The sequence below is a fragment of the Bacillus sp. FJAT-45066 genome (genome assembly GCF_002335755.1).
In the GTDB taxonomy this organism is placed as follows: Bacteria; Bacillota; Bacilli; order Bacillales; family Bacillaceae_I; genus Bacillus_CD; species Bacillus_CD alkalisoli.
Map to the genome: position 1 here is coordinate 27,344 of NZ_NISQ01000001.1, position 20,142 is coordinate 47,485.

The following is a 20,142-nucleotide window of genomic DNA, read 5'->3' on the forward strand; positions in this document are numbered from 1 at the left end:
TATGAGCTCAATTATTTATATGCTTCAAGATCCTAATGTCCAATGGGTTTTAATAGGGACTGTGCTACTAGGGGTTGCAAGTGGTGTACTTGGTAGTTTCGCCTTATTACGAAAGCAAAGTTTATTAGGGGATGCGATGGCACATGCTGCCTTACCTGGTATATGTATAGCTTTTATAATTTACGGAGCTAAATCTATGTCGTGGTTCTTAATAGGTGCAGCCATTTCTGGGTTAATTGGAACGTACTGTATTCAAGCAATAATTAAACATTCTCGCATAAAAGAAGATACTGCTATAGGGCTAGTTTTATCCGTATTCTTTGGTATTGGTATTGTTCTCTTAACATATATCCAACAAAACTTAAGAGGAAACCAAGCGGGGCTTGATTCATTTATTTTCGGGCAAGCAGCTTCCATCGTTGGGAATGATGTAATCATCATCACTTCTATTGCAACCATATTGATTTTTGTGACGTATATTCTATTTAAAGAATTAAAACTAATAACTTTCGATCCACAATTTGCACAAGGCATTGGCCTTCCAGTAAAGTGGTTGAACGGACTTTTGATGACATTAATTGTTGCTGCAGTTGTTATTGGTTTACAAGCTGTTGGTGTCGTTTTAATGGCTGCCATGCTTATTACACCTGCAATCGCAGCAAGATATTGGACGGAACGACTTGATCATATGGTTATTTTTGCAGGATTAATAGGAGGTCTATCAGGTGTAATTGGTACATTATTAAGTACGATTACTCGTGGTATGCCAACTGGTCCCTTAATCATTGTAGCGGCTACAATCGTTTTTATTTTTTCCCTGATATTTGGATTTAAGAAAGGGTTACTTATTAAATTTATTCAACACGTAAAAGTACAAAAACAAGTAACTCGAGAAAATATTGTTACTTCATTATACGAATTATCCGAATTGTCATTGATAGATTCAAATGGAAAAGAAATTGGAAGTTTTCCTATTGAAAAAGTAGTGAATGGACGTAAATTAAATGCATTTATGCTAAAGCAAGTATTAAGAGATTTAAGGCATGAAGGTATCTTAATTATAAACGCGAATGGCCGATTAGGACTTTCTCCAAAAGGCTTACAGCAAACTCATAACGTTGTTTTAAAAAATAGACTGCTTGATATGTATTTAATGAATGAAAGTAAGTTTCCCGAGTTAAGCTGGCGAGATCAAGGATTTGATTTATTTCAAGAACAAAAAGAAATAGTTCAAGAACTGACAGAACTACTTAAAGAGTTTGGTAGAGAACCGATGGCGTTGTTCTTATATGAAAGTAGAGGCGGTAGTAAGCAACGCATCCACCCGCGAGTGAAAGGGAGTGCAGGGCATTCATGAGTTATGAAGGATGGATTATATTAACTGGCTCTCTAGTAGGTATTACTTGTGGGATTACAGGTTGTTTTTTAATTTTAAGGCGAATGGCAATGCTTGCTGATGCCATAAGCCATACTGTTTTATTAGGTATAGTTGGTGCATATCTTGTTAGCAGTAGTATGGAAGGTTTATATATGTTTGTTGGTGCTCTAATAGTAGGATTACTTACTGCGTTGTTCGTTCAGTTGTTACATTCATCCGGTGTGCAGTCAGATGCCGCTATCGGGGTAGTATTTACATCACTTTTTGCTCTCGGTGTAATTCTATTATCGTTATATGCAGGAAGAATTCACTTAGATGTAGACCATGCATTAATGGGAGAAATCGCATTTGTTCCTTGGGATACGTGGGCAATAGCTGGTATTAATTTAGGTCCAAAAGCTGTCTGGATGTTAGGAATCGTTTTATTGATTAATTTAATTGTCATTGTATTATTTTACAAAGAGCTTAAGATTTGTTCGTTTGATCCAGAAATGGCTTTAGCGATAGGAATTCCTGTTTTATTTATTCATTACTTGCTGATGGGTATGCTTTCTATTACAACTGTTGCAGCCTTCGATAGTGTTGGGGCAATTTTAGTTGTCGCGATGTTAATTGCACCAGGGGCAAGTGCTTATTTATTAACAGATCGACTACTTATCATGCTTGTCTTAAGTGCAGGTCTTGGGGTGTTAGCAGCAATAAGTGGTTATTATGTTGCTGTTTGGTGGAATGTTTCTATTTCTGGTTCGATGGCAATGATGGCTGGTGTAATATTTTTATTAGCCTTTTTATTCTCACCAAAACACGGTACTGTTACAAAATGGGTATTCAGAAGGAATTTACAACGAAATGGATCAGACCTTGTGTAGTTCATATACACAAGGTCTTTTAGATAGAAATTACATAGATGCGCTAGGTTCAAACGTTTTACAATCTGTTTCTTCACTATGAGATGCAGTACTTCCTTTATGGGAAACAACATAAATGGAATCAGCGTTACAGCGGTTTCCATTTCCCCAATAATGACAGTTTTGCACTTCACATAAAACTTCGACTTCTTTGCTCATTCGGTTGTGCCTCCTTTTTGAATAAGAGATACAAAAGTATTTTCTCCGAACTGCTTATTAGTCATCCTTGCCAATAAATTGAAGTAACGAGTTTGGAGAATAATTCACAAGTGAATGAAAAACATTCTCATATGCTGAGAAACAAAAAGAGTGACACTTGCATATCACTCTTGACTAATTTTTTCATTACGAATGTATCGTTTATCTTTCATAAATAAACTCCAAAAGTAGATAAACCCTGGAAATAAGATGACAAAACCAACGATGTAAGAAATAAATACGGCTCTGAATGATGCAGGATCAGTAAAGGAATTTTGAATGGTTACATTTGGATAAATGATATACGGTAAATGGGCACGTCCATACGCATAACTTGCTAATGCATATTGAATAAATGCAGATACAACGGCTAAACGTGGTAAACCCGTAAAACCTTTTTTCTTACCGGGGATGATAAGCGCTAAACCTGTAACGATAAACATAAAAGCAGATGCTACAAGCCAAGGTAAATAATCAAGCATAGCGTTATAAAGCCAAGTAGACTCTGTTCTCATCGTAGTCATAATTAGAAATGCCCCTACCAAAGAAATAGGGCCTACAATTAAAGCGTCACGTCGATAAATATCGTATGCTGACCGATCCTCTGCTACTTTAGAAAAATCAGCTAGCAATAAAGAAGAAAGGAACAATGTACTGCTAATGGCGAATAATATAAAGGAGAGAGCATGTGGACTTGTTAAAAGTTTGCCGAGCATTAAGTAATCAACTCCGTCTCTATTCTCCACAAAACCGCCATGTGTAACAGGTAATACTAATATTAAAAAAGCTGGAATTAAAAAACCAGTAACACCAGAAACAATCGTTAATGGGCGCTTATACTCCTCAGCAATATGGGAAAATACGAGAAAAGCACTACGAAATGTAAGTAGCAATAAAATAATGCTTCCAGGCAACAATAACACTGTTCCTAAACTATATGCTGCGCCGGGGAAAAAACTGTAGATAGCTACAACAACTGCAACGATAAACACATTTGTAACTTCCCATGTTGGGCTCAAATATCTATTCGCAATATTAGTTGCGTTTGTTTTATTTTTATTTAGATAAAGCATGGACCAAAAGCCAGCCCCAAAGTCCATAGTCGCCATAACGGCATAAATAAATATGAATCCCCACAGCAGCGTTATAGCCAAAATTGCATCTGTCATATATTCCACCTCACATATTTACTGAATTATTATCTTTTGTTTTTTCTCCTAAATCATCTAATAATGGATGGCGTTTAAAGTAATAAAGGAGAACAAAAACTACCGCTACAGCTAAGAAGATATACATGATTAAAAATAAGAAAAATAGTGTCCCTAAGTTTTGATTGCCTGTTACCGAATCAGCTGTCAACATTACTCGGTAAATTACCCATGGCTGTCTTCCTGTACAAGCAAATATCCACCCAAATTCAATGGCCATCATAGATAGTGGACCTGCTGCAACAAATAACCACATTAACCATTTTGGGAATGTTTTTTTTCTTAAAATTTTGTGCCAGAAGAACCCTATAATAGATAAGAACAATAACATACTTCCTATCCCTACCATTGCATTAAATAAGGTGTGCACAAAAAGTGGTGGCCAATATTCTTCTGGAAAGTCGTTTAGTCCGACAACAACTGTATCGAAACGATCATCTGCTAAAAAACTTAATGCCCAAGGTATTTCGATTGCCCACTTTACAGTCTGAGTTTCACGGTCAGTAAATCCACCAATAGCTAAAGGTGCATATGCTTGGGTTTCAAATAAACCTTCGGCTGCTGCTAATTTTTCAGGTTGATATTGGTGCAAAAGTTGTGCAGATTCATGTCCATTAAAAGCGGTTAGAACGGAAAAAATCCCTCCAACAATAAGCCCCATCATTAAAGCTTTTCGGTGAAATTTATACAGCCGTTCATTGTTTTTATTCCTTAACATTTTATATGCAGCTACAGATGCAATGACGAATGCGCCTGTCATAAAGGCAGATACAACGACATGTCCAGCTGTGACAACAAAACTAGGGTTGAAAAAAGCAGCCCATGGGTCGACGTCAACGATTTGTCCATTCTCAATTCGAAAGCCAGCAGGTGTCCCTTCAAAAGCATGTACATTAGTAATGAGAATAGCTGATGCTGCAGCACCAATCGTTACGAAGGTCAAACTCAATATTCGCATCCATGGTGAAATTCGATCAGCTGCGTAAACATAAATTGAAATAAAAAGAGCTTCCACGAAGAAGGCATATATTTCGATTTGGAATGGTAGGGCCATTACTTTTCCGATCACTTCCATAAAACCTGGCCATAACAAGGAAAGTTGAACACCAGCAATCGTCCCGGTTGGTATTGCGACTCCAAGGAGGACAGCCTTTGCTTTTGTCCAACGGCTAGCCATAACGGCGTAATCTCTGTCTTTTGTTTTTTGATATAAAAGCTCAGAAATTAATATCATTAAAGGTATTCCAACACCTAAAGTAGCAAAAATGATGTGAAAACCCATTGTTGTCCCAAAAAATGATCTCGCTGTTAATACATGATCCATTTACAATACTTCCCTTCTCCAGCACATGTTTAAAATCTTTCCTTATTGTCCACGAATTACCATTTTTTATGTATAAAGAAAACAAATTAATAGAATCAATTTCATAATTACTGTTCGTTTAGTGAAAAACGAAGGTTCCGTTTATTAGAATTAAATAACGTTCGATATAAAACGTAAATTATAGTACAGAATAGGTTTAATATTCGTTTTTCGTTTAGTAATTGTACATTATGAAACTCACTCAATTGAGTGAGAAAATAATAAAAGTATGTTATTATGATAAACGTAATCATTTCGTTTTGTTGTTTGTTATTTTATATATTTGACATTTGTTTAGTATAATAAGGGTATAAGAAGTATTAGGAAGGGGAGAGGGTTCATTGAATAAAAAAGTTCCAGTATACGTGATAAGTGGTTTTTTAGGGAGTGGAAAAACAACGGTACTTTTACATATGTTACAACATTTTAAAAGCCAAAATAAAAAACCTGCCGTCATATTAAATGAGCTTGGTGATGAAAATGTAGAAGGCCACCTCTTTAAAGATCATAAAATGGTAGAACTATTAAACGGGTGCATCTGTTGTACCATTCAAGATGATTTAAAAACGACAATCAAAGAGTTGAATATAGAAGAAATAGACGTACTATTGATTGAAGGTACAGGAGTCGCTAATCCGTTAGAAATTAAAGACGCTATCTTAGATCCATTATTTATTGATAAATACGAACTTTATTCGATGGTAAGTATTGTAGATGCTAGTCATTACCTTGAATATCAAAGCTTTTTTACAAGCTCTAAAGATATAAGAGAGCTTCTTAAAGAACAGGTTGTTTCTGCAAGCTTTTTAATTATTAATAAAATTGACTTAGTAACGAAAGGTCAGTTACAAAAAGTAGAGAAGAAGGTTATGTCTGAATTGAAAAAAGAAGTACCGATTTTCCAAACTAGTCATGGTGAAGCGCCACTTGATTTATTGTTAGAAAAACGAATATGGGTAGAGGAAATGACGGATGTCAAAGTGCATACACATAAACATCATCATCACCACCATCATATAGAGGCAATAAAGTTGCCACTCCTTGAACCAGTAAGTAGAACTGGGTTAGAAAATGGATTGAAAAGTTTAAGTAAACATGTCATTAGAGCAAAAGGTATTGTAAGGTTATACGATAATGAAAAGGACCTGTTTGAGTTTCAATATGCTGCAAACCAATTAAGGATAAAGCCTATGGAAAATAAGATAGGAACAATAAAAGAATGTATTATATTAATAGGAAGCAAAATTCCAAAAGAGAAAGTGGAAAAAGTGTTTCTTGGGGAAATAATAAAATAATAATAGAGAGCATCTATTGCATAAAAAACAGTGGAGTACTAATACTCCACTGTTTTTAAACTGTATTTATTTAGTTTAACGCCTTTTTCAATGTTTCAATATTACGCTTCATTAAGCTGAAATAATCTTCATTATTATCAACATCTTCTTGAGTAACTGCTTCTAAGTTGTGAAGAACTAATGCCTCTGCACCAATCTCGTTACGAACGATTTCTGCAATGTTACCAGTAATGTTTTGGTCAAAAATAACATATTTAATGTTATTTTCTTTTGCTGTGTTCACAATATCAACTAGTTGTCGTTGTGAAGGTTCTTGTGTAGGAGAAAGGCCTGTTACGCTAATTTGCTTAATGCCGTAACGCTCTTCCCAGTAACCGAAAGCAGCATGGTTTACTAAGATTTTGTTTGTTGAAGCTTCCATTACCATTTCTTCAAACTCATGGTGTAATGCTTCTAAATCTTCTTTCACCTTTGCGAAGTTAGCTTCAAAGTCTTCTTTTGCTTCAGGTTTAAGTTCTACTAAGGCATTTTTGATATTTTCTGCTAACTGAATAGCTAATACTGGATCAATCCAAACGTGTGGATCTTCATCGCCATGGTTGTGGTCATCGTCTTCGTTTTTATGTTCATCATCATGTCCATGGTCATGGTCATCGTCTTTGTTTTTATGTTCATCATCGTGTCCGTGGTCATGATCATCGTCTTCGTTTTTATGATCATCATCGTGTCCATGGTCATGATCATCGTCTTCGTTTTTATGTTCATCATCGTGTCCATGGTCATGATCATCGTCTTCGTTTTTATGATCATCATCATGTCCATGGTCATGATCCTCATCTTCGTGTTTATGGTCTTCATCGTGAGCGTGATCATGATCGTCGTCTTCATGTCCATGGTCGTGGTCATCATGATCATAGTCTAATAAGTCAATGCCTGCAGCAGCAGCAACAATTATTACACTTTCATTCTTTAACACTTCGTTAGCTTTATCTGCAAATCCTTCAACACCAAGACCACTATAGATAAATGCATCTGCAGTAGCAATGTTACTCATCATTCTAGTTGTCGGTTCATACGTATGAGCATCTGCTCCAGGTGGATATACAGATTCAACTACTACATGTTCTCCGCCAATTTTTTTCGCAAAGTCTTCCAAAGGATAAATAGTTGTATATATTTTTAACTTTTCCTCTTCAGAAGCAATTTGTTCATTGTTACATCCAACTAAAAAAGTAAAAAGTAATAATAACAAAATAGATAATGTAGCTTTTATTTTCATTTCGATCTCCTCTCAAATAAGAATCATTTTGATTTGTCCCTTTGCTATTATATCGTAATAGTTACGATTTGAGAACAGGAAAATTTATTTTAAAAAATTTCGTACAATTACTCTACGATAAATGCAGGAAATGAATCATTAAAAGTGGACCAATCTGCAAGCATTTCATCTTCAGTTAACAAGCATGCGTCTAAAGTTGTTTCGACTTGATCTTTATTTAAGTTAACACCGATAAATACTAGCTCCGTCATTCTGTCCCCGAATTTTGGATCCCACTTCTCTAAAAGTTCTGGTTCTTCTTTTAAGGTTTGCTCTCTTTCTTCTTCGCTATAAGAAGCAACCCATTCCCCAGCAGCTTGTATCATGATGGAAGATCCAGCCTGAGAAATCAAACCTGTCATATCGTTTCTAGATGCTAACCAGAAAAATCCTTTGGCACGTACTACTTCAGCTGGCCAATTTTCAAGCCAGTTCAATAGCCTTTCTGGATGAAATGGCTTTTTTCTTCGATATACAAAAGAAGAAATACCGTACTCTTCTGTTTCAGGAATATGCTCTTCATTTAACTCTTTAATCCATCCTGCTGCTTGACTTGCTTTATCAAAGTCAAAAAGGCGAGTGTTAAGTATGGATGACAATGGTATTTTTCCAAAACTTGACTGAATAACAGTAGCTTCGGGATTAAATTTCTTTAAGATTGCATCAATTTCTTCTACGTGATAAGGGTCAAGTAAATCTGTTTTATTTAAAACTAATACATTAGCAAATTCAATTTGATCAATAAGTAAATCTGCCACTTCACGTGTATCCGTTTCATCTGTTCCTTGTTTTCTGTCTAGCAAGCTCTCGCCGGATTGATAGTCATCCCAAAAGCGATTACCATCTACGACGGTTACCATCGTATCTAGTCTACACTTAGAAGTTAAATCAATATTGAATTCCTCATCTAAATAAGTAAATGTTTGGGCAACCGGAATAGGTTCACTAATACCAGAAGACTCGATGACAATGTAGTCAATATTTCCTTCGTCTACTAATCTTTCTACTTCTTTCATTAAATCTTCTCGTAACGTACAGCAAATACAACCATTTTGTATTTCTACCAGTTTTTCTTCTGTTCGAGAGAAACCGCCTTGTTGGATAAGAGCGGAATCAATATTAACTTCACTCATATCGTTCACAATCACTGCAACTTTTAATCCTTCTCTGTTGGATAATATATGATTGAGTAAAGTAGTTTTCCCAGCTCCTAAATAGCCACTTAATACTGTAACAGGTACTTTTTTCATTATAGAAAACCTCCTAATTCGTAATAATTACGATTTAACATAGTGATTATAGTACTAAAAATAAATGCGCTTGGCAATAAAAACATTTGGCATTTAAAAATCGACTATGTAATATTAAAGTAGATAGGAGAAAGGATTGATGCAAAAGTGGTATTAAATGAGATTCTTGAACATAATAAAGTGTTTGTAGAAACGAAGGAATATATAAAGTATGAAACAACCAAATTTCCTGATAAGAAAATTGTCATACTTTCATGCATGGATACTAGACTTCTTGAATTATTACCTAAGGCAATGAATTTAAAAAACGGCGATATAAAAATAGTGAAAAATGCCGGTGCACTAGTTTCACATCCGTTTGGAAGTATTATGAGAAGTATTTTAGTTGCTGTTTATGAACTAGGCGCAGACGAAGTAATTGTTTGCGGACATCACGATTGTGGTATGGGGAAAGTAAACTATGAGGGCATTCGTGAGAAGATGGAACGAAGAGGAATAACAAAGAAAAGAATAGACGCATTAAAATATGCAGGTATTGATATTAAAAACTTTTTAAAAGGCTTTAACAGTGTAGAAGAAAGCGTAAGAGAAAGTGTAGATATGATTAATAATCATCCACTTTTAGCAGAAGATATACCAGTGCACGGACTTGTTATAAATCCACACACTGGTAAGTTAGACTTAATTGTTAATGGGTATGAGGATTAGACTTACTTTTCTTTTCTGGAACATGATCAATACCGCCTGGATGAAAAGGATGGCACTTTAGTATTCTTTTGATTGTTAACCATCCACCTTTTAGTGCTCCAAATCGTGTAATAGCTTCAAAGCCATAACTAGAGCAAGTTGGATAAAAACGACATGTTGGTGGTTTTAACGGTGATATGATTTTTTGGTAAAAACGAATAAACAATAAGAAGATATATTTCAACTTAGTCACCTCATACATATTATAATAGCAATTTACTGTTATAGGAAATTAATTAATTCATTCTCTATAAAACATATTGGTTTTGTCGGAATTAATATGTTATACTTTAAATGTAAAATAATATGTTAGGAGTGTTGTTCATGCCTTCAGTAGAAAGTTTTGAACTTGACCATAATGCTGTAAAAGCTCCATATGTACGCCACTGTGGTGTTCATAAAGTAGGAACAGATGGAGTTGTTAATAAATACGATATTCGTTTTTGCCAGCCAAATAAACAGGCAATGAGCCCTGAAGCTATCCATACGTTAGAACATTTACTGGCATTCAATATCCGCACTCATGCTGAAAAATACGACCACTTTGACATTATTGATATTTCACCAATGGGATGCCAAACAGGTTACTACTTAGTAGTAAGCGGAGAACCAACTGTAGCAGAAATTATTGGTTTATTAGAAGATACATTAAAGGATGCAGTAGAAATTACGGAAATTCCTGCAGCAAACGAAAAACAATGTGGCCAAGCGAAGTTACATGACCTTGAAGGTGCAAAACGCCTCATGCGCTTTTGGCTTTCACAAACAAAAGAAGATTTAGCAAAAGTATTCGGATAAGCAACAAAAGACTTCTAAGGGGCATACCTTTAGAGGTCTTTTTATTAGAGTAATTCTAAATTCATAAGAGGCTAGCTCTATTAAAATAGAATCTCGCTAGCATATTTTAATAGACTATACATATATTTCTAGTATACATGTTTTTAAACACTATACTTCATTATGGTATAATACAAACTAGATTATAGAGATAGGAGTAGAAAAATGAGGACAAACATGAGTCTTTTCAAAGATTTAGTTGGACTTGCTTTAATAGGGTTCTTCTTATATCTATTCTTTTTTGTGGATCTGCAAAATATTTCATTTAATTTACCTGGTTCATGGTTGAACGTAAATACTATCTTTCTAAGTATTGTACTAGAAGCCATTCCCTTTATTTTATTAGGTGTTTTTGCGTCGGCTCTTATACAAACCTTTGTTTCAGAAGAGACGATTAAAAAATTCCTCCCGAAAAACGCAGTTGGAGCAATCATTCCAGCCGCAATTTTAGCTGCTATTTTTCCTATATGTGAATGTGCTATCATTCCAGTCGTTAGAAGACTTATTAAAAAAGGAATGCCATTACATGTTGGGGTTGTGTTCTTAGTCGGTGCGCCTATTTTGAATCCAGTTGTAGTTGCTTCAACATTTTATGCATTTAATGGCGACACAACTATTCTTTACGGTCGTTTTGGATTAGCATTTGTTTTATCAATAACGATAGGTTTACTTATGTTATTACTATTTAATAACCAAAACCAATTAAGATGGACGAAAGACGAATTAGTTGGCCGTGTAGAGGAACAACCACCTGTTGTCGCTCAAAATAAATTAAAAGCTACTTTTAATCATGCAAGTGATGAGTTTTTTAGCATTGGTAAATATTTTATTGCGGGAGCGTTTATCGCAAGTTTATTCCAAACATTTTTAGACAGAAGTATTTTAATTGCGATAGGCTCAAATGATGTATTGTCACCAGCCGTTATGATGGCATTTGCATATGTACTTTCCCTTTGTTCTGAAGCGGACGCTTTCGTTGCAGCATCTTTCGGTTCTACGTTTACAACGGGATCACTCCTTGCTTTCTTAATATATGGACCAATGTTAGACCTAAAGAATACATTTATGCTTTTTGCTTATTTCCGTACAAAGTTTGTATTAACCTTTATGGCAGTTGTAACTGTTGTAGTATTTTCGGCAATCTTAATCTTTCAACAAGTAGCATTGTAAGGAAAGGGTGATGAAAGTTGGATAATGAAAGAGATTATGGCTTTCATGTGTATATACGAGGAATTATTTTACTTGGATTCACATTGCTATTTTTTAAACTAATTGTAACAGGTGACATAATAAACTTTATCGCTCCAAGAATGTACCCGTTTATGTATTTTGCAGCAGCAGTCCTTTTTATACTTGGTGTTTTACAAATTTGGAGAAGTGGTTCGAAAAACAAAGAGGAACTTGTGTGTGATTGTGGATTTGATCACGGGGAAAAATCTACTCCCATTCAGTCACTACTAATCTATTCTATGTTTATTTTACCTATTGTAACTGGCTTTATGTTTCCGGATAATATTTTAGACAGCTCTATTATAGAAAAACGTGGATTTACGAACTCGAAAATTATTGCAGAAGAAAGACAACAAATGAATGAAAATAATTATTCCACATCACGTGCAGAAGAATATTTAGATGATCCTGAGAAATACTTAGATTCTTTAGAAGAAGGAACCGATGAAGTTCCACTTGAACATCCGGATGGGTTTGAAATACAACAACCACCAGAAGGGTATTATGAGCAGTTAAAAGAAGAAATTCTACAAGATGACATTATCATTGTAGATGATGACCGATATATACCTATCATGAACGTATTAGATATGTATATGGATGAATTTATAGGTAAGAGGATAGAAATATTAGGGTTTGTTTATCGAGAAGAAGCGTTTAACTCAGATCAATTCGTTGTAGCTCGATTCGGATTATCTTGTTGTGTAGCGGATGCAGGGGTTTATGGAACATTATCCACAATGCCTGGTGCGGAGGAATTGCAATTAGATGAATGGATTAAAGTTACAGCAACTATCGATGTAACAGAATATAACGGTTGGATGTTGCCGTATCTAAAGGTAGAAAGCTTAGAAAAAGTAGACCAACCAGCTACGCCTTATGTTTATGAATATTATTAATGTTGTAGTTATCTGAAAACATCATGTTAAAAAATAAGAGAAGGCCTATTCAAAATGGCTTTCTCCTTTTTGTTTAAGGCTCTGTGATAGACCGCTGTTGATTTACGCCCAAGCCTTCGCTTTCCGCGGGCGGGCCGGGAGCCTCCTCGGCGCAAGCGCCTGTGGGGTCTCCCGCTCCCCGCTTCTCCCGCAGGAGTCTCGGGCTCGGGCGTAAATCAACAGCTAGATATGTAATAAACAACACTAACTTTTAACACAGCGTTGTTTAAAGTTAATAATAATTGTCTATACTCTCGCTGATAAATTATTATTTTCGCCGATAACAATCAGTTTTCGCTGATAACCAAATGGGAGTCGCCGATAGAATGCCAATAATCGCCGATTAAATTCAGATTTTCGCTGATAAAAACCTAATTTTCGCCGATAAAGGGCAAAATATCGCCGATAGAATATCAGGAGCTGTCTTGAGAACTCTTATTTTCACCGGTAACGCCATGTTTTTCACTATCGCCATCTATTTCATCCACAGTATGCTCGTATTTATAAGCTTTATTTGTCGTTAACAACGTTAAAAATAAAACGACAAATACAATAATAATACATATAATCATGACAGTCATCATCGTAAAAGACCTCCTTATCATACATCCATATTGTAACATGAACCCGCTACTAGTAAAGATACTAGAGCATAAACGAAATGGTTAAAGGAAAAACTAAATGGGTATGAAAAAAGTAGGGAGGCGATTCAAAATGGAAAAAAAACTAGCCGAAGTAGTAAATCTACAAGTAGCAAACTGGAGTGTATTGTTTATTAAATTACATAATTATCATTGGTTTGTGACAGGTACGGAATTCTTTACTTTACATGATAAATTTGAACAGTTATATAATGAAGCTGCTAGTCACATAGATAATTTAGCAGAAAGATTATTATCTATCGGCGGAAAGCCTGTAGGTACAATGAAAGAAATCTTAGAGATTTCTACCTTAGAAGAAGCAAGTGGAAATGAGTCTGCACAAGAGATGGTTCAGAGTATTGCAAGAGATTTTGATAGTTTAACTAAACAGTTAAAAGAAGGCATGGAAGTAGCAGAGCAAGCTGGAGATGAAACAACAGGTGATATGCTACTGGCCATTCATGCAAGTGTAGAAAAACATAATTGGATGTTGAAAGCATTTTTAGGAAAATAAGAAAAGGATGGCCAGACAAATTGGCCATCTTATTTAATGTAAAAAAGGACTATTTCCGATAAAAAATTCATCATCGGTTGATATATGATTTTTAAATTGATTAGATAAAACTATTGCCAACAAACTTTGGACTTCTTCCTCATACAGACTATCTATTATCTTAATACACTCTTCCTTATTCAACTGTTCTACTATAGAAAAAACAAGTGCATCAATATCTTCATCTTCTCTTAACAATTTGAGACGATTCTTTTTATACAATTCCTCAATTAAATTCATATATAAATACCCCGTTCTTGGATTTTTTTAAAAAATTACGATGATATCTTATCTTTATTATTCGAATAATGTACCAATCCTATGTAGAAAATAAGAAAAGATAAAAATAGGATGGTGATGAATGTGGAAAAGAAAACGTATTATGTAAACTTAGGACACGGTTTAATTTCACAAGTTAAATCAGTGGATTCATATGATTATGTTATTCAAGCAAATGATGATGAAATAGTAACGTTAAGGGAGTATTTTGATCAAAATTATTCTTCTGACTGGCAAGGTTTTTGGCGGGCACATGTACCGTATTTAGAATATCATCACGATAAGCAAAATGATGCTTATGACGACGGATTACAAAAGATTTTGCAGTTAGTGTACGAGCTTGGAGATGAAGAAACAAGAGCCCATATTAAAGACAATCATCTCATGGAAGCAAGGTTAGAGGATTAAATTTTAATAAAATATATAAACCTTGTTCATCACATTTTTGTCATAATGTGATATGATGAGAAAAACTTTTGATATATGGGGTTTAGATAGTATGTATGAATTTGAAGACATTCACCACAACAATGTAGTATTTTCATTTGAAGACCATCCTTTCTCGAAAGAGCCAAAGCATGTATGGGTCATATGCACGTTTGAAGATAAGTGGCTACTTACACAACATCGTAATCGAGGGTTAGAGTTTCCTGGTGGAAAGGTGGAGGTAGGAGAAAGTGCACTTGAAGCCGCAATTCGTGAGGTAAAAGAGGAAACTGGTGGTATCGTTACTACTATTAATTATATTGGTCAATACAAAGTTTCAGGAAAAGAAAAAACGATTATAAAAAATGTCTATTTTGCAGAAATTGCAGAGCTTGTAAAACAAGAAAGTTACTTTGAAACACATGGACCAATTTTATTAAAAACATTGCCAGATAAAATTAAACAAAATGGTAAATATAGTTTCATTATGAAAGATGACGTTTTACCTTTAAGTTTAAACAGGCTAAAAGAAAGCAATCTACTCTAAAAAGAGAAGGTTGCTTTTTTATTGCTAAAGATGTTAAAAAAAACGTAAAATTACAAAAAAGGAGGTTTTATTTTGATTAAACTAATAAAAGGTGGAATCCTTTATGCCCCCGATTATAAAGGAATTAAAGACATATTAATTGCTGACGGTAAAATTGCAGCTATAGAAGAGGAAATAAATTTAGAAAGTCCATATATTGAATTAATTGATGCGATGGGGAAAATAGTTGCGCCAGGCTTTATTGACAATCATGTTCATATTACTGGAGGAGGTGGTGAAGGTGGCTATAAAACAAGGACGCCAGAACTTTTCTTATCTGATGCGATAAAAGGTGGTATCACTACACTAGTTGGGGTAATTGGTACGGACGGTACTACTCGAACAATGACAAGTCTCATTGCTAAGGCGAAAGCTTTAAAAGAAGAAGGTATATCTTGTTTTATCCATACAGGCTCTTATCAAGTTCCCGTAAAAACACTAACTAGTAAAATAGAGGATGACTTACTATTAATTGAAGAAATTATCGGTGTAGGGGAAATAGCTATCGCCGATCATCGTTCCTCGCAACCTGATTATAGAGAGTTAGCAAAAATAGCGGCAGCTGCTAGAGTAGGTGGTATGTTAAGTGGAAAGGCTGGTATTGTTAACATTCATATAGGTGATAGTGAGTCGAAATTATCCTTATTATCAGATGTCATAAAAAATACAGACTTACCAATAAAACAGTTTTTGCCTACTCATATTAATAGAAATAGAAAGTTATTTGAAGCTGGAATCGAATATGCTAAACGTGGTGGATACGTAGACTTTACAACATCTAGTATTGCTAAATTTATTGAGAATGGTGAAGTGAAATGTAGTAACGGTTTAAAAGAAATGCTTGAGAATGGTGTGTCTATCGAACAAATAACTTTTTCTTCAGATGGGCAAGCGAGTTTGCCTGAATTTAATCATAATGGAGAATTTGTAGGTCTACAGGTTGGGAGAGTAACATCTTTATATAAAGAAGTGAAAGATGCAATAGTTCATGAAGGAATAGATATTGAGGTTGCTTTGAAAGTTATCACTTCTAATCCTGCAAATGTTCTTAAACTATCTCAAAAAGGAACGATTGAAGTTGGAAAAGATGCTGATATTATTTTTATTAATAAAGATTCTTTCGAAATAGAAACAGTTATAGCTCAAGGGAAGCTAATGATGCATGAAAATAAATTGCTTGTTAAAGGTACATTTGAATAAAATTAAAAACTAGCCACATTGCATTTGGCTAGTTTCTTATTGATTTAGTAATAATAAATGGAACGTATTCAATTGGAAGTGTGCTTTACTAATTTCTTTTCTAAAAGCTCTACTAATTGATACATTATCGTAGCTAAAACAGCAATGACAAGCAAACTTAAAAGCACGAGCGTAAAGTTAAATACTTGAAACCCGTAAATAATCATATAACCTAATCCTTTGGAGGATACAAGAAACTCTCCTACAATGACGCCTACCCATGATAAGCCTACGTTTACTTTCAGTGTGGAGATAATGGTTGGATAGGAAGCAGGTAAAACTGCTTCAGTAAATAATTGTCTTCTTGATGCACCGAACGTTTGTAGCACTTTCAAATAGTTTGCGTCCACTTCTTTGAATGCTGTATAAACAACAATCGTCGTAATAATTACAGATATTAAAGCTCCCATTGCTACGATGGATGTCATATTTGGACCAAGTGCAACGATAAGTATAGGGCCGAGTGCAACTTTGGGCATGGCATTTAAGACTACTAAATACGGTTCTAAAACTTTAGCTAATCGCAATGACCACCAAAGAATCGCTGCTAAAACTGTACCGAGGAAAGTACCTATAAGAAAGCCAAGAACCGTTTCAAACAATGTTATACTAGTGTGCATATATAACGAACCATCTTGAACTTTTTCAATAAACAGCTTATAAATTCTTGATGGATAACTAAATAATAGAGGATCAATCCATCTGTTTTTTCCAGCTAATTCCCATAGTGAAAAACAGCTTATAAAAATGACTAGTTGATAAAATCGTATCCACCATTTTTCTGTTTTACGTTTTTGTAAAAAATGCTCATGAAGGAGTTTTGTGTTTTCTTTCTGTTTCAAGTTGCTCCAACTCCTTCCATATCTTTTGGAAAAGTTCTGCGTATTGAGGGTGTTGTCTTGCTTTAAATGGTGTTAATTTCCTTAGATCTTCAGGGACAAAAAATGTCTTAGCCACGCTCCCAGGATTTGCTTTTAATAGAAAAATACGATCGCTCATGGCGATAGCTTCACCAATATCATGAGTAACTAGAATAGCTGTTTTATTAATAGACTTAAGTGTTGTTTGAACCAAATCTTCTAGCCTTAATTTTGTTTGGAAATCTAATGCAGAAAACGGTTCGTCTAGTAAAAGCAATTTAGGATTTGTAGCAAGAGTTCGAACGAGTGCAACACGTTGCCTCATACCACCTGACAATTGGGATGGGTATAACTTTTCAACATTTTCCAACCCCATTTTACTTAAAAGTTGTAACGTTTTTAACTTATTTTCGTTATTGATCGTGCCCGTCACTTTAAGGCCAAGAAAAATATTCTCTTCGATTGTTTTCCAAGGAAATAAATAGTCTTGTTGAAGCATATAACCTATATCATCCTTTGCTTGTTTGGGGGACCTTCCCTCTAATTGCACTTTTCCCCCAGTAGGGTATAATAGCCCAGCGATGATAGAGAGAATAGTTGTTTTCCCACAACCACTCGGTCCAAGGAGGGAGATAAACTCCCCCTCCTCAACCGACAAGGAAACATCTTCTAAAACTTTGGTCGCTTGTTCTATCGTGAAATATACATGTTCAATCTGTTCAATTGATAGAAAGCTCATAATGATTCATCCTTATTTGCCGATAATTTTATTGGCAATTTCTGTATTTACTAATTTTTCATGCTCCACATATACTGGCAATTCGCCAGCTTCTTTCATAATGTTTTGCAAGTTTTCCCACTCTTCTTTATCAAGGATAGGGTCTGTTGCATATGAACCTTGGCTCTTGTAGCGGTCCACAACTGTTTCGATTAAATCGATGGAAGTATCGTCAAAGTACTTTTGAATCACTTCTGCGACTTCTCTTGCAGTCTGCGTTTCTACCCATTGCTGTCCTTTATAAAGCGCTCTAGTAAATCCTTGTACTTTCTTGTCATCTTTTTTCATATAACTCTCTTTCGCCATAAATGTTGTATATGGCACGTGCCCCGATTCTACACCAAAGGAAGCGACAATGTAGCCAATGCCTTCTTGTTCAAACACACTTGCTTGAGGCTCAAATAATTGAACGTAGTCTCCTGTTCCAGAGGCAAAAGCGCTCGGGATATTACCGAAATCTATATTTTGAATGAGATTTAAATCTGATTGAGGGTTAATGCCATGCTTCTTTAACACAAACTCCCCTACCATTTGTGGCATGCCACCTTTTCGTTGACCAAGGAAAGTAGAACCTTTTAAGTCGTCCCACGAGAAATTATCTACTTTGTTTCTAGCAACTAAGAAAGTCCCATCTGTTTGTGTTAATTGAGCGAAGTTAATGACTGGATCTGTTGCTTCTTGCGCATAAACATAAATGGAAGTCTCAGAACCAACTAAAGCAATATCTGCTCCATTGCTTAGCAGCGCAGTCATTGCTTTATCTCCACCCCAAGCAGTAGTTAACTCAACCGTAATTCCTTCTTCCTCGAAAAAACCTTGTTCTATTGCAGCATAAAATGGAGCGTAAAAGATAGAACGGGTAACCTCAGAAACTCTAACAGTTTCCGCCTTGCCATTACCGCATGCAGCGATAGAGACTATTAATACCAAACATAGTGAAAGATACAATCCGAACCTTAAGTAACGTTTCATTTTGGCTAATCCTCCTTGTAAAAAGACCTACTTGTTGTGATGTTTTATAAGATAAAGTATGATGAGGAAAAAAATGTGTGAATGCCTATTAGGTTTAAATGGAGGTTTTTGTTTTGTATAGGAATGGAGAGATTTTAGAAAAAGAGCGTTTTCCATCACCGAACCCGACTGTACACTTATTTACCGTTACATACTGGAGCGATGGACTTAAAGTGAAAGGACTGTTGGCAGAGCCGAGAACGGAAGGTAATTATGAAGGTTTTCTATATTTGCGAGGTGGCATTAAAAATGTAGGGCAAGTAAGGCCAGCTCGAATTGCCCAATTTGCTTCGGAAGGGTTTATTGTAATGGCTCCATTTTATCGAGGAAATCAAGGTGGAGAGGGGAATGAAGATTTTGCAGGAGAAGACCGTATGGATGCTTTTTCGGCGTATGAACTGTTAAGAAGTTATCATCGAGTCGAAAGTGGACTAGTACATGTTTTTGGTTTTTCCCGTGGGGGCGTAATGGCACTGTTGACCAGCATAGAAAATAAGGATGTATCCTCCGTTGTATGCTGGGGTGGGGTGTCTGACATGTTTTTAACATACGATGAACGTGTGGATATGCGAAGAATGTTAAAGCGTGTTGTTGGAGGAACGCCTACAAAATTTCCTGAGCAATATGAATGGCGAACACCTTTATATTTTTTAGAGGAGTTACGAGCACCTGTATTAATCATTCACGGTGAAAAAGATGACAATGTTTCGATCGAGCATTCCTATCGTCTAGAAAAGCGGTTAAAGGAGTTAAACCATGATGTAGAGTCTTGGTATTTTAAAGGATATGACCATTACTTTCCCCCAGCGGAGAATAGAAGAGTTGTGAGAGAGTTAGCAAGGTGGATGAAAAGTAAGTAAATCTATTAAAGTTGGTGTGAAAAATGATTCAAGTTCATTTAGGTAGGTGTATAGGGAGTAGATGAACTAGATAATGGGGCTGACGTTCATTTTAGTTAAGGAAGAGAGAGAAAATGAACATGAAGAGGCTGTTCACGTTCATTATGGTAAAGGAAGAGAGAGAAAATGAACATGAAGAGGCTGATGAAGTTCAACTCGACGGAAAAAATAGCCAAAATGCATCTTTATAAGGGGAAGAA

General features: G+C 35.4%; 23 protein-coding genes and 1 pseudogene. 12 read left to right on the forward strand and 12 right to left on the reverse strand.

Features of this window, described 5'->3' with window-relative positions; genetic code table 11:
- The first annotated feature begins 1 nt into the window (after position 1).
- Together CDZ92_RS00200 and CDZ92_RS00205 are read left to right on the forward strand one after the other, a co-directional pair.
- A complete protein-coding gene (locus tag CDZ92_RS00200) occupies positions 2–1,357 on the forward strand; it encodes a metal ABC transporter permease (protein ID WP_096152852.1) in 1,356 nt (451 codons plus the stop codon).
- Positions 1,354–2,247 carry a metal ABC transporter permease gene (locus tag CDZ92_RS00205; RefSeq protein ID WP_096152853.1) on the forward strand — a complete coding sequence of 298 codons (894 nt, stop codon included), beginning with the start codon at positions 1,354–1,356 and terminating at the stop codon, positions 2,245–2,247. The genes CDZ92_RS00200 and CDZ92_RS00205 overlap by 4 nt, the downstream gene beginning before the upstream one ends.
- Positions 2,248–2,277: 30 nt before the next feature.
- Here the strand turns inward: CDZ92_RS00205 and CDZ92_RS00210 are convergent, their stop codons facing one another.
- From CDZ92_RS00210 to CDZ92_RS00220, 3 genes are all read right to left on the reverse strand, one after another.
- Positions 2,278–2,445: a DUF1540 domain-containing protein gene (locus tag CDZ92_RS00210; RefSeq protein ID WP_096152854.1), complete on the reverse strand. Its 168-nt coding sequence runs from the start codon at positions 2,443–2,445 to the stop codon at positions 2,278–2,280.
- 164 nt (positions 2,446–2,609) lie between these two features.
- Positions 2,610–3,653, reverse strand: a complete 1,044-nt coding sequence (locus CDZ92_RS00215; protein WP_096152855.1) for a cytochrome d ubiquinol oxidase subunit II — start codon at positions 3,651–3,653, stop codon at positions 2,610–2,612.
- 10 nt (positions 3,654–3,663) lie between these two features.
- Complete coding sequence (locus CDZ92_RS00220) at positions 3,664–5,016, reverse strand: cytochrome ubiquinol oxidase subunit I (RefSeq protein WP_096152856.1); 1,353 nt, start codon at positions 5,014–5,016, stop codon at positions 3,664–3,666.
- 380 nt (positions 5,017–5,396) lie between these two features.
- Here CDZ92_RS00220 and CDZ92_RS00225 point away from each other — a divergent pair, with 380 nt between their 5' ends.
- Positions 5,397–6,350 carry a CobW family GTP-binding protein gene (locus tag CDZ92_RS00225; protein WP_096152857.1) on the forward strand — a complete coding sequence of 318 codons (954 nt, stop codon included), beginning with the start codon at positions 5,397–5,399 and terminating at the stop codon, positions 6,348–6,350.
- A gap of 70 nt (positions 6,351–6,420) precedes the next feature.
- On the opposite strand, the gene CDZ92_RS00230 is transcribed toward CDZ92_RS00225, so the two are convergent.
- Together CDZ92_RS00230 and CDZ92_RS00235 are read right to left on the reverse strand one after the other, a co-directional pair.
- Positions 6,421–7,629, reverse strand: a complete 1,209-nt coding sequence (locus CDZ92_RS00230) for a metal ABC transporter solute-binding protein, Zn/Mn family (RefSeq protein ID WP_096152858.1) — start codon at positions 7,627–7,629, stop codon at positions 6,421–6,423.
- 107 nt (positions 7,630–7,736) lie between these two features.
- Complete coding sequence (locus CDZ92_RS00235; protein WP_096152859.1) at positions 7,737–8,918, reverse strand: GTP-binding protein; 1,182 nt, start codon at positions 8,916–8,918, stop codon at positions 7,737–7,739.
- A gap of 147 nt (positions 8,919–9,065) precedes the next feature.
- On the opposite strand from CDZ92_RS00235, the gene CDZ92_RS00240 reads away from it, so the two are divergent.
- Positions 9,066–9,626 (forward strand): beta-class carbonic anhydrase, encoded by a 561-nt coding sequence (locus CDZ92_RS00240; protein WP_227521434.1) that lies wholly within the window; start codon positions 9,066–9,068, stop codon positions 9,624–9,626.
- Here the strand turns inward: CDZ92_RS00240 and yidD are convergent.
- A complete protein-coding gene (yidD, locus tag CDZ92_RS00245) occupies positions 9,607–9,867 on the reverse strand; it encodes a membrane protein insertion efficiency factor YidD (RefSeq protein ID WP_406564873.1) in 261 nt (86 codons plus the stop codon). The two genes, CDZ92_RS00240 and yidD, sit on opposite strands and share 20 nt — an antisense overlap.
- 122 nt (positions 9,868–9,989) lie before the next feature.
- On the opposite strand from yidD, the gene CDZ92_RS00250 reads away from it, so the two are divergent.
- From CDZ92_RS00250 to CDZ92_RS00260, 3 genes are all read left to right on the forward strand, one after another.
- Positions 9,990–10,463, forward strand: coding sequence for an S-ribosylhomocysteine lyase (locus tag CDZ92_RS00250; RefSeq protein WP_096152862.1), 474 nt, complete (start codon positions 9,990–9,992; stop codon positions 10,461–10,463).
- 204 nt (positions 10,464–10,667) lie between these two features.
- Positions 10,668–11,672: a permease gene (locus CDZ92_RS00255; protein ID WP_096152863.1), complete on the forward strand. Its 1,005-nt coding sequence runs from the start codon at positions 10,668–10,670 to the stop codon at positions 11,670–11,672.
- A 17-nt stretch (positions 11,673–11,689) separates the two neighbouring features.
- Positions 11,690–12,631 (forward strand): TIGR03943 family putative permease subunit, encoded by a 942-nt coding sequence (locus CDZ92_RS00260; protein WP_096152864.1) that lies wholly within the window; start codon positions 11,690–11,692, stop codon positions 12,629–12,631.
- Between the two features lie 26 nt (positions 12,632–12,657).
- On the opposite strand, the pseudogene CDZ92_RS20180 reads toward CDZ92_RS00260, so the two are convergent.
- Both CDZ92_RS20180 and ytzI read right to left on the reverse strand, forming a co-directional pair.
- Positions 12,658–12,850 (reverse strand): annotated as a pseudogene (locus CDZ92_RS20180) (hypothetical protein).
- 233 nt (positions 12,851–13,083) lie between these two features.
- Positions 13,084–13,254: a YtzI protein gene (ytzI, locus tag CDZ92_RS00265; RefSeq protein ID WP_096152865.1), complete on the reverse strand. Its 171-nt coding sequence runs from the start codon at positions 13,252–13,254 to the stop codon at positions 13,084–13,086.
- Positions 13,255–13,384: 130 nt separating this feature from the next.
- Between ytzI and CDZ92_RS00270 the strand changes: the two genes are divergently transcribed.
- Complete coding sequence (locus CDZ92_RS00270; protein WP_096152866.1) at positions 13,385–13,825, forward strand: Dps family protein; 441 nt, start codon at positions 13,385–13,387, stop codon at positions 13,823–13,825.
- Positions 13,826–13,858: 33 nt separating this feature from the next.
- Here the strand turns inward: CDZ92_RS00270 and CDZ92_RS00275 are convergent, their stop codons facing one another.
- Entirely contained in the window at positions 13,859–14,104 is a 246-nt protein-coding gene (locus CDZ92_RS00275; RefSeq protein ID WP_096152867.1) for a DUF6154 family protein, read from the reverse strand.
- A 114-nt stretch (positions 14,105–14,218) separates the two neighbouring features.
- Here CDZ92_RS00275 and CDZ92_RS00280 point away from each other — a divergent pair, with 114 nt between their 5' ends.
- The 3 genes from CDZ92_RS00280 (at position 14,219) to iadA (ending at position 16,355) form a co-directional block, all read left to right on the forward strand.
- The gene (locus CDZ92_RS00280) at positions 14,219–14,551 is read left to right on the forward strand and encodes a hydrolase (RefSeq protein WP_096156853.1); all 333 of its coding nucleotides are present in this window, start codon (positions 14,219–14,221) and stop codon (positions 14,549–14,551) included.
- Between the two features lie 91 nt (positions 14,552–14,642).
- The gene (ytkD, locus tag CDZ92_RS00285) at positions 14,643–15,116 is read left to right on the forward strand and encodes an RNA deprotection pyrophosphohydrolase (RefSeq protein ID WP_096152868.1); all 474 of its coding nucleotides are present in this window, start codon (positions 14,643–14,645) and stop codon (positions 15,114–15,116) included.
- Between the two features lie 72 nt (positions 15,117–15,188).
- Positions 15,189–16,355 carry a beta-aspartyl-peptidase gene (gene iadA / locus CDZ92_RS00290; RefSeq protein ID WP_096152869.1) on the forward strand — a complete coding sequence of 389 codons (1,167 nt, stop codon included), beginning with the start codon at positions 15,189–15,191 and terminating at the stop codon, positions 16,353–16,355.
- 68 nt (positions 16,356–16,423) lie between these two features.
- On the opposite strand, the gene CDZ92_RS00295 is transcribed toward iadA, so the two are convergent.
- The 3 genes from CDZ92_RS00295 to CDZ92_RS00305 are packed head-to-tail and all read right to left on the reverse strand — an operon-like array spanning position 16,424 to position 19,004.
- Positions 16,424–17,236, reverse strand: coding sequence for an ABC transporter permease (locus CDZ92_RS00295; RefSeq protein WP_096152870.1), 813 nt, complete (start codon positions 17,234–17,236; stop codon positions 16,424–16,426).
- A complete protein-coding gene (locus CDZ92_RS00300) occupies positions 17,202–17,993 on the reverse strand; it encodes an ABC transporter ATP-binding protein (RefSeq protein WP_096152871.1) in 792 nt (263 codons plus the stop codon). Before CDZ92_RS00300 ends, CDZ92_RS00295 begins: the two co-directional genes overlap by 35 nt.
- 12 nt (positions 17,994–18,005) lie before the next feature.
- Positions 18,006–19,004 (reverse strand): ABC transporter substrate-binding protein, encoded by a 999-nt coding sequence (locus CDZ92_RS00305; RefSeq protein ID WP_096152872.1) that lies wholly within the window; start codon positions 19,002–19,004, stop codon positions 18,006–18,008.
- Positions 19,005–19,117: 113 nt separating this feature from the next.
- Between CDZ92_RS00305 and CDZ92_RS00310 the strand changes: the two genes are divergently transcribed.
- Positions 19,118–19,903 carry an alpha/beta hydrolase family protein gene (locus CDZ92_RS00310; protein WP_441296488.1) on the forward strand — a complete coding sequence of 262 codons (786 nt, stop codon included), beginning with the start codon at positions 19,118–19,120 and terminating at the stop codon, positions 19,901–19,903.
- The last annotated feature ends 239 nt before the right edge of the window (positions 19,904–20,142 follow it).

Bases quoted from the DNA above. Each gene is read 5' to 3' on its own strand.
- CDZ92_RS00200 (WP_096152852.1), top strand. From the start codon at position 2: ATGAGCTCAATTATTTATATGCTTCAAGATCCTAATGTCCAATGGGTT.
- CDZ92_RS00205 (WP_096152853.1), top strand. From the start codon at position 1,354: ATGAGTTATGAAGGATGGATTATATTAACTGGCTCTCTAGTAGGTATT.
- CDZ92_RS00210 (WP_096152854.1), bottom strand. From the start codon at position 2,445: ATGAGCAAAGAAGTCGAAGTTTTATGTGAAGTGCAAAACTGTCATTAT.
- CDZ92_RS00215 (WP_096152855.1), bottom strand. From the start codon at position 3,653: ATGACAGATGCAATTTTGGCTATAACGCTGCTGTGGGGATTCATATTT.
- CDZ92_RS00220 (WP_096152856.1), bottom strand. From the start codon at position 5,016: ATGGATCATGTATTAACAGCGAGATCATTTTTTGGGACAACAATGGGT.
- CDZ92_RS00230 (WP_096152858.1), bottom strand. From the start codon at position 7,629: ATGAAAATAAAAGCTACATTATCTATTTTGTTATTATTACTTTTTACT.
- CDZ92_RS00235 (WP_096152859.1), bottom strand. From the start codon at position 8,918: ATGAAAAAAGTACCTGTTACAGTATTAAGTGGCTATTTAGGAGCTGGG.
- yidD (WP_406564873.1), bottom strand. From the start codon at position 9,867: ATGTATGAGGTGACTAAGTTGAAATATATCTTCTTATTGTTTATTCGT.
- CDZ92_RS00250 (WP_096152862.1), top strand. From the start codon at position 9,990: ATGCCTTCAGTAGAAAGTTTTGAACTTGACCATAATGCTGTAAAAGCT.
- CDZ92_RS00255 (WP_096152863.1), top strand. From the start codon at position 10,668: ATGAGGACAAACATGAGTCTTTTCAAAGATTTAGTTGGACTTGCTTTA.
- ytzI (WP_096152865.1), bottom strand. From the start codon at position 13,254: ATGATGACTGTCATGATTATATGTATTATTATTGTATTTGTCGTTTTA.
- CDZ92_RS00270 (WP_096152866.1), top strand. From the start codon at position 13,385: ATGGAAAAAAAACTAGCCGAAGTAGTAAATCTACAAGTAGCAAACTGG.
- CDZ92_RS00275 (WP_096152867.1), bottom strand. From the start codon at position 14,104: ATGAATTTAATTGAGGAATTGTATAAAAAGAATCGTCTCAAATTGTTA.
- ytkD (WP_096152868.1), top strand. From the start codon at position 14,643: ATGTATGAATTTGAAGACATTCACCACAACAATGTAGTATTTTCATTT.
- CDZ92_RS00300 (WP_096152871.1), bottom strand. From the start codon at position 17,993: ATGAGCTTTCTATCAATTGAACAGATTGAACATGTATATTTCACGATA.
- CDZ92_RS00305 (WP_096152872.1), bottom strand. From the start codon at position 19,004: ATGAAACGTTACTTAAGGTTCGGATTGTATCTTTCACTATGTTTGGTA.